This is a genomic window from Chondromyces apiculatus DSM 436 (genome assembly GCF_000601485.1).
Lineage (GTDB): Bacteria > Myxococcota_A > Polyangia > Polyangiales > Polyangiaceae > Chondromyces > Chondromyces apiculatus.
Map to the genome: position 1 here is coordinate 19,589 of NZ_ASRX01000033.1, position 15,680 is coordinate 35,268.

The window sequence follows — 15,680 nt, forward strand, 5'->3', positions numbered from 1 at the left end:
GGCGCTGGAAATGGGTGGATCCGGCTGCGCGCAGAGGGGAACGGCGCCGGGAGGATGGGGAGGCTGGGCGGGGTTGGGCTGCGAAGGGAGGGCAGGTTGCGCGGGGGCTGCGCGACTTGGGCGGGGGAGGCGCAGGGCGCCAGTTCACGCGAGGCGGGGACGGCGGTGAGGTAGGGGCGCTGGGTCAGGCGAGGCGGGGGACGGCGCGCAGGCGGGGGGCGGCGCGGAGGCGGGAGATCTGCAGGGCGAGGCCGGCGGCGAGGGCGAGCACCAGGCTGGACTGCGCGGCCAGGAGGATGGGCGCGTTGAGGCTGGGGGCGATGGGGGCGCCGACGGGCAGGCGGGTCAAGGTCTCGGTCACCCCGGGCAGGAGCACGAAGAAGAAGCTCACGCTCAGGCTGATGGTCTCGACGTAGCGCCGGGCGAGGGCGGACCAGGGCAAGTACGAGGCCGAGATCCCCGCGGCGAGCGCGAGGAGGGTCATCAGGATAATACCCAGGCCGACAGGGGTCTTGAGGACGCCGAAGGCGGTGAGGGCGCCGAGCAAGGTGGCCGCGAGGTAGACCTTGCCGACGCGGGTCTCGGGAGCGATGCGGCCGTGGCGTGCGAAGGAGGCGATGCCGGTGGGGATGGCGGCGAGGCTGATGGCGGTGTGAACGATGCCGAGGGTGGAGAGGGTAGACATGGCGGTGCGTCCTTCGGATGAGGGGGGGGCCAGGCCGCGCGACATCGTCTTCTCCCAGGGGAGACGGATGCTCCAGGGGAGGCGGATGTCGGCGGGGGGCCGCCGGGTTCGTTTCAGCGGGTTTCCTTGCTGTCGGGGGTGAGACCCGGCAGAGGCGCAGGCGTTACACGGGCGACCGTTTTTTTTGTGGAGGGGGTGCGGGAGGGGGCTGGGGAGGAAGGCTGACGTACCTCGTCGGCCTTTTTGCCTCGGGGCGCCTGGCAAGTCCGCCAGTGCCGCCATGGCGCCGCCAGGTCAGATCGTCCGGATCGAGGAGGGGCAGCGCAGCAGGTCCGTCAATTCGCCATGGCGCCGCCAGGTGTGGCGCTCGCCGTGAATGTCAAAAAGCACGGGATTCCTCGCTGATATTGCGTTGCCCTGCGTGGGCACGCCGTCTGCCAGCGCGGTGGTCACCCCGAGGAGGAGACCCTGTGCCTTCGCTGACGCATGAAGCCCTGCTGCTGCTGTTCCGGAACCGACCGACGCTCGCTGCGGAGATGCTGCGCGAGATGTTCGGCGTGCCCGTTCCACCGTTCACCGAGGCGCGGGTGGAGCCGGCGGAGCTGACCGAGATCTTGCCTGCTGCGCGTCACGCCGACCTGGTGATCTTGCTCCTCGATGGGCGACCGGTGCTGGCCATCGTGGTGGAAGCGCAGCTCTGCCGTGATCCGGAGAAGCTGTTCACCTGGCCGGCGTATGTGATGGCGGTGCGTACCCATTACCGTTGCCGCGCGTGCTTGCTGGTCGTGACGACGGACCCTGCCATTGCGAGATGGAGCGGCAGACCCATCGACCTCGGGCCTCCAGACTGGACGCTGCGCCCTTACGTGCTCGGCCCTGATTCCGTTCCAAAAATCGTCGTGCCACGTGAGGCGCGGAAGCGTCCGGAGCTGGCGGTGCTGTCGGTGATGGCGCACGGACGGAGCAAGGATGGATTGCGGATGGCGATTTCTGCGCTCACGGCTGCGGCGGGACTCGACCCCTCGCAGCAACGGTTGTACATGGACGTGGTGCTGGCGTCGCTGAATGAGGCGGCGAAGCGAAGCCTGGAGGCCATGATGAAGAGCGGCTATCAGTACCAGAGCGATTTTGCGAAGAAGTACTACAAGCAAGGCAGCGTCGAGAGCGGGACGCACTCGGTGCTGACCGTGCTGGAGGCGAGGGGGCTGGAGATTCCTGAAGAGGTACGGACACGCGTCCTCGCCAGCCAGGACCCCGACGAGCTGACGCAATGGTTGCGGCGCGCGGTGGTCATTGAGGATGTGCGGGCGCTCTTCTCTCCGTCCGCGCCCTCCTCCTGAAACGTCCTCTCGAGAGCTGACGGGAAAAGCGTCGCGAGCGCCCCGCGGCCAGGGAGGCTGACCGAGGAGTCCTCTGGGATTTCGAGGGAAGCTGACCGAGGACGCGGGGCGCGCAGCATCTGGGCGGGGCGGCTCAGAGCAGGTCGTAAAGCTGGGTTGTGTTGATCGGTGTGCCGTGCTGGGGAGGGCTGATCGTGCTCCCTCCGGCGATCAGCACCTTGGAGGAGGTGGGGCCGAGGGGGGTCGCGGTGTGATAGGCACGCCCAGCGTCAGACGAGGTGATGGAAGAGACCGTGCCGGTGAGAGGGTAGAAGGTGCGAGATGTCGTCCAGGCGTAAGGATAGGCGCTGGTGCTGATTCTGTAGCCCCCAGCGATGAAGTGGGTGCCGTTCGGGAGCGGTGAGAGCGTGCCGCCGAAGAAGCCGCCTTCAAAGGCGAGGGAAGGCACTGTGGACCAGGCGCCGAGCGTCGGGTCGTACACCTCGGCGCGCTGAAAGCGATACGGGTATTCCTCGTAAGGCTCGTAGAGGTACTCATAATCGCCGCCGACGAGGAGCACACGGCCGTCGGCGAGGAGGGAGGCGAGCGGCTCACTGTGATCGCGCTGCGTGGCGATCGTGGCGCTCCAGGTGTTCAGGGTGGGTTTGTAGATCTGCGTCAGCCTGAGGCGGGTCACCAGCACCCTGCCATCTGCGAGGCGCACGGCGGCCCCGGCGCGCATCGCAGGGTCCATCGCGGCGCGGGAAATCCAGGTGTTGGTGGCTGGGTTGTAGAGCTGCGTGCTGTTGTTGTCGCCGCTGGCCACGAAGACGGTGCCGTTCGCGAGCAGCGTGGCGGTGTGCTTCGTAGGGGCGGTGATCATCGCCCCGGTGGCAGCCCAGGTGTTCGTCGGGGGGTCGTACAGCTCGGCTGCGCCAGCGCCGATCAGCAGTACCTTGCCGCCCGGGAGGAGGGTCGCGGTGTGGCCGCTGCGGCTCGACGTCATGCTGGCTGCGACGGACCAGGCGTTGAAGAGGGGGTTGTACAGCTCGATGCTGCTCAGCGCGCCCGAGGTGCCCGTGCCGCCGGTGACGAGGACGCGGCCGTCGTTCAGCAGGGTGGCGGTGTGGCTCTTGCGCGCGGTGAACATGGGGGCGGCAGCGGTCCAGGAGGGATCGATGAGGACCTCTTCCCCGCGCACGTCGTCGACGCGCAAGGTGAGGTGCGTGCCCTCGACGCCGAGGTGGACCGGGAGCTGCCGGCCTCCTTCGGCGTAGGCGCTGGGAGCGGTGACCCAGAGGCGCGCGACGCCGCGCACGTCGTCGAGCCGCACCGCCGTGCCGTGGAGAGAGACGGACGCCGCGCCTTCGATCTCCCAGGAAGCGACAATATCTCCCGAGCGTGCGACGCCGCGCCCGAGGTGGAGCCATTCTTCCAGGCCCGCGGCGGTGACGGTCCAGAAGGAGGTGCCTCCGGCGCGTGCGTAAGCGATGGCGTGCTCGGCGCGGTGGGCGTCGCCGTGCATGTCGAGCTCGCGGACGCGGACTTCGAAGCCGTCCGGGGAGCGCATGACGATGGGGGCGGCGCCAGCGCGGGGGAGGTGCGCCTCCACGCGGAGAGGGCCGCCGCCGGGCGTGCCACGGAAGGTGAAGCCCTGCGCGGAGGCCTCGAAGGTGTCGTCGCCAGGGACCCGAAGGACGTGATCGGCCTGCGTCTCGAAGTGCAGGCGAAGGGCGGTCGCTGCCAGGGCTCCCGCGCCCGTCGCGGCGACTTCGGGTGACAGTGCTTCGTCGTGGGTCGGGTTGTCGTCCAGCGCGGGGGTGTCGAGCGCATCGCCGCCGTGCTCTGTCACGATGCAAGCTGCGAGTCCGACGGGGACGAGGCTGATCAGCAAGAGCCGGGTGGTGCGGGTGTGCGTGGTGAGGTGCTTGGTCATCCCGGGGTCTCCTGTGGTGTGCCGGCACCTGGTTCGGTGGGGCGCCGGAGCGTGGTCGTCGTCTGGGGCTCGCGCGGTGGCGCGGGTGCTCCAGCATTGCTTCCCGCAGGGTAGAGAGCGCGTCTGCGCTTTGCAGCCCGGGAGAGGCGAGGACCGGGGCAGGACGCGAAGGAAGGGGAGAGATGATGGGACGGTGTAGGGGCCTCGTGCCTGGGACGGCAGCGCGGGGAGAAGTGGGCTCAGGTGAGCCGGGGGCGGCGCAGGGCGCCAGGCTCAGGTGAGCCGGGGGCGGCGCAGGGCGCCAGGCTCACGCGAGTCGGGGGACGGCGCGGAGGCGGGAGATCTGCGTGGCAAGGCCGGCGGCGAGGGCGAGCACCAGGCTGGACTGCGCGGCGAGGAGGATGGGCGCGTTCAGGCTGGGGGCGATGGGCGCGCCCACGGGCAGGCGGGTCAAGGTCTCGGTGATCCCGGGCAGGAGCACGAAGAAGAAGCTCACGCTCAGGGCGATGGTCTCGACGTAGCGCCGGGCAAGGTCGGACCAGGGCAGGCGCGAGGCCGTGACGCCCGCGGCCAGCGCGAGGAGCGTCATCAGCACGATGCCCAGGCCGACGGGGGTCTTGATGACGCCGAAGGCGGTGAGGGCGCCGAGCAAGGTGGCGCCGAGGTAGACCTTGCCGACGTGGGTCTCGGGGGCGATGCGGCCGTGGCGCACGAAGGAGGCGATGCCGGTGGGGATGGCGGCGAGGCTGATGGCGGTGTGAACGATGCCGAGGGTGGAGAGGGTAGACATGGCGGTGCGTCCTTCGGGTGAGGGGGGGCCAGGCCGCGACATCGTCTGCTCGGGGAGAGGCGGATGTCGGCGGGAGGCCACCGGGTCGGTTCAGCGGGTCTTCCTCGCTGTCGGGGGGTGAGACCCGGCAGAGGCGCAGGCGTTACACGAGCGATCGGTTTTTTTTGGAGGGGGCCGGAGAAGGGGCAGGGGAGGGGGCCGGAGAAGGAGCCGGCGAGGGGTCTTCGGCGCGGTGGGACTCGGCGAGGAGGGCGCGCTCGACGGCCATGCGGAGCTGGGTGCGGCCGCGGTGGAGGAGGACGCGCTGGTTCTCCTCGGTGATGCCGAGGGCGGCGCGGGTGGCCTCGGCGTCGAGGCCCTCGACGTCGCGCATGGTGACCACCACGCGCTGGCGCTCGGGGAGGGTGTCGAGGGCGGCGGTGACGAGAGCGGCGAGCTGGTGCTGGGCGAGGGTGGCCTCGGGGGTGACGTCGGCGGGCCAGGCGGCGGGGGCGGTGCGGAAGCGGCCGATGCCGGTGAAGAGGCCTTCGAGGGGGTCACGGTCGTCGTCGGCGAAGGCGGAGAGGGGGACCTCGCGCTTCTCCTTGGCGGCGCGGGTGCGGGCGCGGTTGAGGGCGATCTGGAAGATCCAGGTGTCGAGGCGGCTGCGGCCGTCGAAGCCGGGGAGGGAACGGAGGACGCGGCCCCAGGTCTCCTGGACGGCGTCCTCGGCGGCCTGGTCGTCGCGGACGATGCGGCGGGTGACGGCCATGAGGCGGGGGTGGAGGCGCTGGACGAGCAGGAGGTAGGCCTGCTCGTCGCGGGCGAGGAGGTCCTGGACCACGCGCTGGTCGTCGGGGTGCATCACGCGGGCGGGTCGTCCGGGGACAGGGAGGGAGAGGGGTCGTCGTCGGCTGCGGGGGCGTCGGGGGCGTCGGCGGCGCCGGGGAGCGCAGAGGCGTCGGGGGACCAGCTCCGGAAGGTGGCGAGGGCGCGGTCGCGGTCGCGGTCGGGGAGCGTGGGGGTCGACTTCAGGGCGGCGAGGTGGTGGCGGACGGCGCGGAACTGCGCGACGTAGCGGCGGCAGGCGGTACACCAGGCGAGGTGGAAGCGGGCCTCGGCGCGGCGCAGGTCGGAGACGTGGCCGTCTTCGAGTTCCGAGAGGTTCCGGGCGAACTGTTCACAGGTGAGGAACACGGGTGCTGGGACCCTCCGACCGAGGGAAACGTTACACGAGGTCGCGACGTTTCAGAGGTCCAGCGTCGAGCAGCAGGGTGGGAGGGCCCCTCCGCGCAACGGCCGTCAGTCGTTCTTGAAGACGCCGACGCTGCCGAGGTCGCGGTGGAGGAGGTGGACCTTGAGGATGGCGGCGAAGGGGTGGAAGCCGAGGGCCTCATAGGTGGCGAGGAGGAGGGCCCCCGCGTCGTCGCGGAGGTCGTCGGCGTCGCGCCAGTGGAGGTAAAGGCCGAGGGCGTGGGCGTGGGCGGGGCGGCCCTCGGCGAGGTCGCGCTGGGCTTCCTCCAGGGAGGCTTTCAGGTGGGCGGGGGAGGGGTCTCCGTCGTGGGCGAGGCTGAAGCCGGGGACACTGGAGGGGACCGTGCCGGCGTCCGGTCGGAGGGCGAGGGGCGGGCTGCCCACGGGGTAGCGGTCGGTGCGGGGCCAGGGGCACCGGGGCTCGTCGGCCGGGGCGCGCAGGGCGGCGCCCGGGTGGGGCGGGGAGAGGGCGTCGAGCGTGTCGAGCGCGTCGAGCGCGTCGAGGTGGGCCTCGATCACGCGCAGGCAGCGCCAGATCTTGAGGGCGAAGTGCCGGTTCTCGTCGTTCTCGAGCGTCGCGAGCTCCTCCAGGATCTGCTGGGTGGCCTTGGCGATCTTGCCGCGGAGGAACGCGGGGATCTCGGGATCTGCGTCCAGCCAGGTCTCGGCGCTGTCACGCGCGTAGTTGTGGGCGATGACGGGGAAGTGGTCGGGGCTGTCGTACCAGAAGCCCCAGTGAAGGCCGTCGGAGTCGCCGCCGAGGAAGGCGACGAACTGGGGAGCGTTGCGGCGGTAGCGCATGTCGAGGCGCGCATCGAGGGGGCCCTCGCCGCCGGGAGGGACCTCGTCGTGCATGACCGAGGCGTCATGGGTCTCGCGTGAGAGCGCGTCGGGGGCGAACCACCCGGAGATGCCCGCGAGGCGCACGGAGAGCCCTGCGTCGAGCCAGTCGCTGCCGCGGGACAGGCCAGGCGGGGACTCCCAGAGAGGATCCGGTGGGTCCTGGGGGAGGTCGCCGAGGGCCGAGACCAGGGCGGCGAGATAGGCGATGCCCGAGGGGAGCTTGAGGCTGTAGAGTTGCTCGTAGTGCGCGCGGACGCGGGGGAGCTGCGCCGCGGCGGCCTCGGCGTGCACGGCGACGCGGGCCTGGAGGGCGTCGGGGGCGAGGCCGAGCGCCTCGGCGAAGGCGTCCCAGCCGTCGTCGATCGGGAGCTGGGGCTCCGGGGGGATCTCGAGCTGGGCGGCCTCGGGCTGCAGGGTGTCGAAGGCGTCGGCCCATGCGGCGCGCCGGGCATCGAAGGCGTCGAGGCGGGCCTGCCAGTCGTGCGCGTAGAGGGCCTCGCGGGTGACGAGGAGGTTCTCCTGCTCCATGACGTTGACGAGGGTGTCGCCGGACCAGGTGAACAGGCGGACGTTGGCCCAGAGGCCCTCGTCGCTCCAGAGGGGCTTCGAGATGGGCACGTCGAGCGAGAGCTCCGCGCGCTCGTCGCCGCGCTGCACCATGGCCGGGAAGCGGTCGAGGAAGTCGTGGAGGTGGCGCAGGCCGGCGCCGAGGGCGCAGAGCTGGGGAAACCGTTCGTAGTCGGCGTCCTCGTCGACGACGAGGTACTCGGGTTCGAGGACCACGGTGCCGCCGGTGGAGAGTTCGAGGGCCGGGTGACCTTCCTCGGAGCGGGTGAGGGTGGCGGTGCAGTCGGGGCCGAGCAGGGTCTGGAGGAGTGTCTCGAAGAGGGACATGGGATGAGGGCCGCACGGGCGCGGTGATGAGGGGGAACTCGTCGGTCACGAGCCTTCGAGGAGCAGGCACCAGGGCAGCGGTGGTCACTGTACCATCGCAGGATGCGCTCCCCCCGGTGGTGTCTGGCTCTCGCAGTCCTGGTCCTCGGCGCGTGCAGCAGGAGCCCAGCCGCCAGTCAGCAGGTGCCGGGGAGCGCGACGCCCACGGCCAGCACCCCCCAAGGCGGCGCTCCCGCAGGGGCCACGGATGCGCAGGGGAGGGTGCGCCTCGAAGGGACGGTGGTCGCCCCTAGCGAGGAGAGCCAGGGTAGAGGCAGGAAGGTGTTCAGGGGGGTGCTGCTGCGGCGGGACGACGGGAGTGAGTGGGTCATCGCCGAGGGGGCAGAGACACCCCTCCACGCAATGGACGGGCGCCGGGTGCGCGTCGAGGGGATGGCCTACGAGCCCGAGGGTCAGGCACTGGTGCTGCGTCACCTGCGGGTCGCGGTGCTGACCATCGCGGACCTCAAGGAGGATGCGCCCTATGTGGAGGTGCGGAGCGAGGAGCGGCTCGAAGGGAAGTTCGAGCCGTTCACGTATCCGGAAGGGACGAAGCTCGCGGGCGAGAGGACGATCCTGTTCATTGCTGCCGGAGGGGAGAGGTTCCACGTGGCGCACATGCCGCTGAAGGAGAGGGAGGAGAGGCTCCTCGGTCGCGCCCTGACGGTCGTGGGCTTCCGGGTGGAGCCGTCGCGCTTCATCGCGCGTCCGGGGGGGCCGTACCTGTGGATCCAGGACATCGAGGAGGGGAAAGGGCAGGCGCCTTGAGGCGAGCAGGGTAGGCTTGCCGGACCTGGCGTCGCCCCTGCACGGGCAGGGCGCGGCCGTGAGGGAAAGGTGATCCGGTGGCCTTCACGCTGAACGTCAATGGGAAGCCGCAGGTGGTGGAGGCCGAGGAGGACACGCCGCTGCTCTACGTGCTGCGGGACGAGCTGGGGCTGAACGGGGCGAAGTACGGCTGCGGGGTGGGGCAGTGCGGGGCGTGCACGGTGCTGAGCGACGGGGTGCCGCTGCGCTCGTGCTTCGTGCCGGCGGCGTCGCTGACGGCGCGGAAGATCACCACGCTGGAGGGGCTGCGGGGCGCGGACGGGAAGCTGCACGCGCTGCAGCAGGCGTTCCTGGCGGAGCAGGCGGGGCAGTGCGGGTACTGCATCCCGGGGATGATCATGGCGGCAGCGGCGCTGCTCGGGGTGAAGGCGCGGCCCTCGGAGGCGGAGATCCGGGCGGCGCTGGACGCGAACCTGTGCCGGTGCGGGTCGCACAACCGGATCGTGCGGGCCATCCAGCGGGCGGCGCAGGAGATGGGGACATGAGCGCGCAGCTCGGGCGGCGGGCGCTCTTGCAAGGGGCGCTCGTGCTGGCGTTCTCGCTGGGGGTCGAGGAGGCCGCGACGCAGGGGAAAGGCGGCGCGAAGGGGAACAAGGGCGGCAAGGAAGGGGAGGGCGGGAAGGGCGGGAAGGCAGGGGGGAAGGGCGGCCTGCCAGGAGATCTGGCGAGGAACCCGCAGCTCGACGCCTGGTTGCGGATCGGGGCGGATGGGAAGGTGACGCTGCAGGTCGGGAAGGTGGAGCTGGGGCAGGGGGCGCTGACGGCGCTCGGGCAGATCTGCGCCGACGAGCTGGACGTGGATCTCGCGCGGCTGACCATCGTCTCGGGAGACACGCGGGTCTGTCCGAACGAGGGGACGACGACGGGGAGCCAGTCGATGTCCGAGGGAGGGACGGCGGTGCGGCACGCGGCGGCCGAGGTGCGGGCGCTGCTGCTGTCCATGGCCAGCGCGCAGCTCAAGGTGCCGGCGGAGCGGCTCACGGTGAACGACGGGACGGTCGCGGAGCGGGGAGCGCGCGCGGGGCGAGTAGGAGGAGCGGGGGGAGCGGGGGGAGCGGGGGGAGCGGGTACCGGAGCGGTGACCTACTGGAGCCTGGTGGGCGGGAAGGCGCTGAACCGGGAGGCGCAGGGCGGGGTGGCGCTCAAGGCGGTGGAGGCGCGGCGGTACATCGGCAAGGCGGTGCCGCGGCGCGACCTGCCGGCGAAGATCACGGGGGAGGAGATCTTCGTGCAGGACCTGCGCCCGGCGTCGTTCGTGCACGGCAGGGTGGTGCGGGCGCCGTCGTACGGGGCGACGCTGGTCGAGGCGGACGAGGCCGGGGTGGCGCGGATGCCCGGGGTGCTGAAGGTGGTGCGCGACGGCGACTTCCTGGGGGTGATCGCGGGCAAGGAGTGGCAGGCGGTGAAGGCTGCCGTGGCGCTGAGGCACTCGGCGCGGTGGCGGGAGACGGCGGCGCTGCCTGTCGATCCGTATGCGTGGCTCGTCGCGCAGCCGGCGGAGGAGGTGGTGATCCAGGAGGTGGCGCGCGGGGGCGGGGAGGCGCCGGTGCGGACGGTGGAGGCGACGTACCGGCGGCCGTACCAGATGCACGCCTCGATCGGTCCCTCGTGCGCGGTGGCGGCGTGGGATGGGGCAGCGCTGACCGTGCACACCCACAGCCAGAGCGTGTTCGCGACCGCGCAGGCGATCGCGCGGATGCTGGGGCTCGCGGCGGACAAGGTGCGGGCGGTGCACATGAACGGGTCGGGGTGCTACGGGCACAATGGCGCCGACGACGCGGCGGCCGACGCGGCGCTGCTGGCGCGGGCGCTGCCGGGGCGGGCGGTGCGGGTGCAGTGGTCGCGCGAGGACGAGCACGCGCAGGAGCCGTACGGGTCGGCGATGGTGATGAAGGCGCGTGCCGGGGTGGACGCGAACGGGGACGTGCTCGACTGGTCCTACGATCTCTGGTCGACGACGCACAACACGCGGCCCGGGGGCCATCCGGGGAACCTGCTCCCGGGGCGGTCGCTGGCGAAGCCGTTCGCGCAGCCGGCGCCGAGGGCGAGCCGGCCGCCGAACTTCTCGGCCGACCGGAACGCGATCCCGCTCTACGCCTTTCCGGGGCAGAAGGTGACGACCCACTTCGTGAGCGCGATGCCGCTGCGGGTGTCGGCGCACCGGAGCCTCGGGGCCTACGCAAACGTGTTCGCGCTGGAGTCATTCGTGGACGAGCTGGCCCACGCGGCGAAGGTGGATCCGGTGGCGTTCCGGCTGCGGCAGATGAGGGACGCGCGGGCGACGGCGGTGATCGAGGCGGCGGCCGAGCGGTTCGGCTGGGGGAAGGCGCGGGAGGGGCGGGAGGCGGGGCACGGGCGGGGGATCGGCTTCGCGCGCTACAAGAACGTGGGGAGCTACTGCGCGGTGTGCCTGGAGGTGGTGGTGGATCCAGGGAGCCTGGCGGTGAAGGTGACGCGGGCTGTGGTGGCGGTGGAGGCGGGAGAGGTGGTCAACCCGGACGGGCTGGCGAACCAGATCGAGGGCGGGGTGATCCAGGCGCTGAGCTGGAGCCTGAAGGAGGCGGTGAAGCACGATGGGGCGCGGATCGTGTCGCGCGACTGGAGCAGCTACCCGATCCTGACGTTCTCGGAGGTGCCGCCCGTGGAGGTGGCGATCCTCGACAAGCCGGGGCAGCCGTTCCTGGGGGCCGGGGAGGCAGCGCAGGGGCCGACGGCGGCGGCGCTGGCGAACGCGGTGTTCGAGGCGTGCGGGCTGCGGGCGAGGGAGCTGCCGCTGACGCCAGCGCGGCTGGGGGCGCTGCGGCAGGAGGCGGGGCCGGTGAAGTAGGAGGCGGGGCAAGCCTGTGCCGTCGCGGTGTTCGCGCTATGTCTGAGGGCATGCGCGCTGTCTTCATCCGAACACCTGGTGGTCCCGAGGTCCTGGAAATCCGTGACGTCCCCGATCCCGAGCCTCCGTTCGGGCACGTGCGGGTGCGGGTGCATGCGGCGGGGGTGAACCGCGCGGACCTGCTGCAGCGGGCAGGGGCGTATCCGGCGCCGCCGGGCGCGCCGCCCGACATCCCGGGGCTCGAGTACGTGGGGGTGGTGGAGTCGGTGGGGGCCGGGGTGCGGCGGTTCTCGGGCGGGGAGCGGGTCTACGGGCTGGTGGGCGGGGGGGCGTATGCCGAGAAGGTCATCGCCCACGAGGGAGAGGTGGCCAGGGTGCCGGAGAACCTGTCCGACGAGGAGGCCGGGGCCGTGCCGGAGGCCTTCCTGACGGCGCTCGATGCGTTGCTGGTGCGGGGTCGGCTCGTGGCCGGGGAGCGGGTGCTCATCCACGCGGTGGGGAGCGGGGTCGGCACCGCCGGGGTGCAGATCGCGCGTGCGCTGGGGTGCACGGTGATCGGTACGAGCCGCACCGCGGACAAGCTCGAACGGTGCAAGGAACTCGGCATGGACGCCGGGGTGGTCGCGGAGAAGGGCACGTTCGCGGACAAGGTGAAGGAGGTGGCCGGAGGGGGGATCGACGTGGTGCTCGACCTGGTGGGCGCTGCGTACCTGAAGGACAACCTGGCCGTGGCGGCGCCGCGGGCGCGCATCGTCTGCGTGGGGCTGACGGGAGGGACGCAGGGAGAGATCGACCTCGGGGTGCTGCTGCGCAAGCGGATCGAGATCGTGGGGACGGTGATCCGCGCGCGGGAGCTGGCGGAGAAGATCGCGCTCGCGCAGCTCCTCGACAAGACGATCGGTCCCTGGCTCGCGCGCGGCATGGTGAAGCCGGTGGTCGACAAGGTCTTCCCGCTGGGCGAGGCGAAGGAGGCGCACGCGTACGTGGCGTCGAATGCGTCATTCGGGAAGGTGCTGCTCGACGCGCGCGACGCGCGGGGCTGAGCCGGGGGCGGACTGGTTGCAGCCTCCGGAGCCGCCGTCGTCGTCGGAACCCCCCGGTCCCTCGTCACCGCCGGTGCCGTCGGAGCCGCCAGCGCCGCCCGAGCCACCCGCACCACCGCCGCCACCCGTGCCCTCGGAGGGGATCACGAAGGCGCCGCAGTAGCGCTCGACGCTGGCGAGCGTCACCGTGGAGCTGATGGAGAGGGCGTGGCTGCCTCCCGCGATGAGCACCGAGCCGTCCGGGAGGAGCGTCGCCATGTGGTCATGGCGCTTCACGGAGAGCGCGCCCGCGGCAGACCAGGTGTCGGTCAGCGGGTCGAAGAGCACCGCCTCCTCGGTTCTGAAGTAGTCCTCACTGCCGCCGGTGCGCAGCACCTTGCCGTTCGGCAGGAGCGTCAAGGTCATGCCGCCGGAGAGCTGGTAGCCCAGGTTCTCCTCGACGGGCGTCAGGGGGACGTACGCCGCGAGCTCCGTGGCAGGATCGTAGACCTGCGTATACGGGGCGGTGAGGATCCTGCCGTCCAGCAGCGGCACGGCTCGACCGCGGAACGGGTTGACGAGCAGCTCGCCGCCGGTCTCCCAGGTGTCCGTGGCCGGATCGTAGGTGTGGACGGTCTTCGGATCAGGGAGATCATCGTTCCCGCCTCCCAGGAAGACCACCTGGCCGCTGGGCAGGAGCGTGGCCGTGTGGCCCTGTCGCGCGGTGGGTATGGGCGCGGTGGCCACCCAGTCTGCATCGCATTCCCCCGAGCGCGTGAAGATGCCCCCCGTGGGCCCATCCGCCTCTCGGACGAGATCTCCGTTGCGCTGCCCTCCGCGCCGCAACCGAGTGCCGTAAACACTGCACTGCACAGGATCCCTGAACGCAGGAACACGAACTGACGACGATTCATGGAAATACCTCCTCGAAGGGGCAATCGCACCCGGTGGTTCGAGTGAATTCGTAGCTCTATCATGCGCGCGCAAGCACGTTGAAGACGGGTGTCATGCCTGAGATGGGCAGACGCAGACGTGGCGCTGTGCGGAGGTAGGCGCGTGGCTGTGCGCCAGTGTGTGCTTCGAGACGGGCAGAGGCGCCGCGCGGGAGAGCGCGGTGGTCCCTGGACTGGAGAATGGCAGGGTGGCGTGAAAGAGCACTTCTGACGAAGTTCTTCGGAGAGGACCAGGCGGGACGGTTCGGCTGATATCGTCGGAGGATGTCCACTTTCCCGCCGGGACCGAGCAGCCAAGTGCTGGGCATGATCAGCTACCTCCGGGACCCGATGGGCTGCATGGCACCGATGGCGCAGAAGTACGGCGATCCGTTCTCCTTCCCCGGCAACCCTCCTCTGGTGTGCGTCGGTGATCCCGCTGGCATCCGGGCCATCTACACCGCGGAGCCCGGTACGTTCGCGCCGCTATCGAGCGACTTCGCCGTGTTCCTGGGGCGCACTTCGCTGCTCCTGCTCGGAGACGAGGAGCACCGTCGGACGCGCAGGCTGATGACGCCGCCTTTCCACGGAGCGCGCATGCGCGCCTACGGGGAGTCGATGTGCCGCCTGGCCGAAGCGCACACGGTGGACTGGAAGCCGGATCAGAAGGTGAGCGTGTACGAGGTCGCGCAGCAGATCTCGCTCGACGTGATCTTGCAGGCGGTCTTCGGGGTGAGCGAGCCGGAGCGCATGAAGGAGCTGGCGACGCTGCTCCTGGATCTCTTCAACGGGATCTCCCCGCTGATCGCGCTCTTTCCGTCGATGCGCCGTGAATTCGGAGGGATCGGTCCCTTTGCCTCGTTCAAGCGGCGACAGCGCCTCCTCTACGAGCACCTCGACGCGCTGGTCGCGGCCGCGCGTGAGGACGGGTCACGCGAGGACATCTTGAGCATGCTCGTCCAGGCCCGCTACGAGGACGGTCAGCCGATGACCGAGGAGGAGCTGCGTGATCAGCTCCTCCTGCTGGTGGTCGCGGGGCACGAGACCACGGCGGCCTCCATCGCGTGGGCCTTCTACGCGCTGCACAGGCCCGAGAACGCCGCGGTGCTCGCGAGGCTGCGCGACGAGCTGGACGCGCTGGGGCCCGAGCCGGGACCCGAGAAGCTCGACAAGCAGCCCTACCTCGATGCCGTCTGTCAGGAGACCCTGCGCCGCTTTCCGCTCGCCCCGGCGCCGGCGCCTCGAAAGCTGCTGCGCCCGATGGAGCTGCTGGGCTACTCGCTGCCGGTCGGCACGGGCGTGGGCGTGGCCATCGGGGTGACGCACTTCCGCGAGGACCTCTACCCGGAGCCGATGCGTTTCCTCCCCGAGCGCTTCCTCGAACGGAAGTTCACGCCCTTCGAGTTCGTGCCCTTCGGCGGTGGGGCGCGGCGCTGCCTGGGCGCGGCCATGGCCAGCTACGAGATGCGGCTGGTGCTCGCCACGGTGCTGCGGCGCTACCGGCTGCGCCTCGCGTCCCTGCGGCCCGACAAAGGGAAGGTGCGCGCCGCCAATGCAGCGCCCGCGCACGGGGTACGGATGATCGTGGAAGAGCGGCTGGCGTAGCCGCATCGGCTCACGGCGCCGGGCAGTGGGCGCCGGTATCGATCCAGGCCTTGATCAGCTCTCCGAAGGAGGCCTGGGTCCCCGGGGCTGGGTCGCGGCCGGGGCCCGGGTTCCAGGCCCAGCCGACCAGGGTGTCCTCGGCCATGTGGTGGTGAATCTCAGAGAGCGTCTTGCCGCCATTGCGGTGCGGATCTTTGAGCTGGGCGCAGATGTGGCCGAGGCTCTTGCCCACCCAGGCCATCTGGGCAGGAGCGAGCGCCCATTTGGGGTGGCCGGGGACGCTGGGGAGGGTGGCGCCGAGGAGCGGGGTGTTGGCGGCCTGGTGGCAGGAGGCGCAGGGGAGGCCCGCGACGCCGTGACCGTCAGGGCCGCCGGAGACGGTAGGTACGTGGAGGCGCAGGTCCATGCCCTGGCGGGGGACGCCGTCGGAGGGGTGGCAGTTGGTGCAGCGAGGATGGGCGATGACGCGGCCGGCCTCGGTGAAGAGGGCGACAGAGCGCGCAGCCGGGTCGGTGATGCTGGCGAATGCGGAGGCAGGTTTGAGGGGCTGATTCTGGGCGGCCGCGGCCACGGTCGCAGGGGCGCGCGCAGGGTCCGAGGGCTGCTCCGAGGGAGGTGAGGGTTTGCAGGCGGTCAGCAGGGCGCCGGTGAGCACGAGGCGAGAGACGAGGGGAGCCGTCTGGAGAAGGGAGGAGAAGCCGCGGAGGGGGCTCGGAGGCGTCACGGG

15 protein-coding genes are annotated in these 15,680 nt (G+C 71.2%); 6 read left to right on the forward strand and 9 right to left on the reverse strand.

What is annotated here, in order from left to right; translation table 11 throughout:
* Positions 1-184: 184 nt before the first annotated feature.
* Positions 185-685, reverse strand: a complete 501-nt coding sequence (locus CAP_RS21380; RefSeq protein ID WP_044244038.1) for a hypothetical protein — start codon at positions 683-685, stop codon at positions 185-187.
* Between the two features lie 294 nt (positions 686-979).
* Positions 980-1,138 (reverse strand): hypothetical protein, encoded by a 159-nt coding sequence (locus tag CAP_RS52445; RefSeq protein WP_197041291.1) that lies wholly within the window; start codon positions 1,136-1,138, stop codon positions 980-982.
* A 17-nt stretch (positions 1,139-1,155) separates the two neighbouring features.
* Between CAP_RS52445 and CAP_RS21385 the strand changes: the two genes are divergently transcribed.
* Positions 1,156-2,025 (forward strand): hypothetical protein, encoded by an 870-nt coding sequence (locus tag CAP_RS21385; RefSeq protein ID WP_044244040.1) that lies wholly within the window; start codon positions 1,156-1,158, stop codon positions 2,023-2,025.
* A 133-nt stretch (positions 2,026-2,158) separates the two neighbouring features.
* On the opposite strand, the gene CAP_RS45200 is transcribed toward CAP_RS21385, so the two are convergent.
* From CAP_RS45200 to CAP_RS21410, 5 genes are all read right to left on the reverse strand, one after another.
* A complete protein-coding gene (locus CAP_RS45200) occupies positions 2,159-3,940 on the reverse strand; it encodes a Kelch repeat-containing protein (protein WP_052375616.1) in 1,782 nt (593 codons plus the stop codon).
* 307 nt (positions 3,941-4,247) lie between these two features.
* Positions 4,248-4,730 carry a hypothetical protein gene (locus tag CAP_RS21395; RefSeq protein WP_044244042.1) on the reverse strand — a complete coding sequence of 161 codons (483 nt, stop codon included), beginning with the start codon at positions 4,728-4,730 and terminating at the stop codon, positions 4,248-4,250.
* A gap of 142 nt (positions 4,731-4,872) precedes the next feature.
* Positions 4,873-5,574: a sigma-70 family RNA polymerase sigma factor gene (locus tag CAP_RS21400; protein WP_052375617.1), complete on the reverse strand. Its 702-nt coding sequence runs from the start codon at positions 5,572-5,574 to the stop codon at positions 4,873-4,875.
* Positions 5,574-5,906: an anti-sigma factor family protein gene (locus CAP_RS21405; RefSeq protein ID WP_044244044.1), complete on the reverse strand. Its 333-nt coding sequence runs from the start codon at positions 5,904-5,906 to the stop codon at positions 5,574-5,576. The genes CAP_RS21400 and CAP_RS21405 overlap by 1 nt, the downstream gene beginning before the upstream one ends.
* Positions 5,907-6,011: 105 nt before the next feature.
* A complete protein-coding gene (locus CAP_RS21410) occupies positions 6,012-7,700 on the reverse strand; it encodes a hypothetical protein (RefSeq protein WP_044244045.1) in 1,689 nt (562 codons plus the stop codon).
* A gap of 321 nt (positions 7,701-8,021) precedes the next feature.
* On the opposite strand from CAP_RS21410, the gene CAP_RS21415 reads away from it, so the two are divergent.
* The 4 genes from CAP_RS21415 (at position 8,022) to CAP_RS21430 (ending at position 12,437) form a co-directional block, all read left to right on the forward strand.
* Positions 8,022-8,507: a hypothetical protein gene (locus tag CAP_RS21415; RefSeq protein ID WP_197041292.1), complete on the forward strand. Its 486-nt coding sequence runs from the start codon at positions 8,022-8,024 to the stop codon at positions 8,505-8,507.
* A 77-nt stretch (positions 8,508-8,584) separates the two neighbouring features.
* Positions 8,585-9,052 carry a (2Fe-2S)-binding protein gene (locus tag CAP_RS21420; protein ID WP_044244049.1) on the forward strand — a complete coding sequence of 156 codons (468 nt, stop codon included), beginning with the start codon at positions 8,585-8,587 and terminating at the stop codon, positions 9,050-9,052.
* Entirely contained in the window at positions 9,049-11,394 is a 2,346-nt protein-coding gene (locus CAP_RS21425) for a xanthine dehydrogenase family protein molybdopterin-binding subunit (RefSeq protein WP_044244051.1), read from the forward strand. Before CAP_RS21420 ends, CAP_RS21425 begins: the two co-directional genes overlap by 4 nt.
* 50 nt (positions 11,395-11,444) lie before the next feature.
* Complete coding sequence (locus tag CAP_RS21430) at positions 11,445-12,437, forward strand: NAD(P)H-quinone oxidoreductase (protein WP_044244154.1); 993 nt, start codon at positions 11,445-11,447, stop codon at positions 12,435-12,437.
* Here CAP_RS21430 and CAP_RS21435 read toward each other — a convergent pair.
* Entirely contained in the window at positions 12,393-13,163 is a 771-nt protein-coding gene (locus tag CAP_RS21435) for a Kelch repeat-containing protein (protein ID WP_197041293.1), read from the reverse strand. The two genes, CAP_RS21430 and CAP_RS21435, sit on opposite strands and share 45 nt — an antisense overlap.
* 470 nt (positions 13,164-13,633) lie before the next feature.
* Between CAP_RS21435 and CAP_RS21440 the strand changes: the two genes are divergently transcribed.
* A complete protein-coding gene (locus tag CAP_RS21440; RefSeq protein WP_044244053.1) occupies positions 13,634-14,953 on the forward strand; it encodes a cytochrome P450 in 1,320 nt (439 codons plus the stop codon).
* 10 nt (positions 14,954-14,963) lie between these two features.
* Here CAP_RS21440 and CAP_RS21445 read toward each other — a convergent pair whose 3' ends face one another.
* Positions 14,964-15,593: a hypothetical protein gene (locus tag CAP_RS21445; RefSeq protein ID WP_044244155.1), complete on the reverse strand. Its 630-nt coding sequence runs from the start codon at positions 15,591-15,593 to the stop codon at positions 14,964-14,966.
* Between the last annotated feature and the right edge of the window lie 87 nt (positions 15,594-15,680).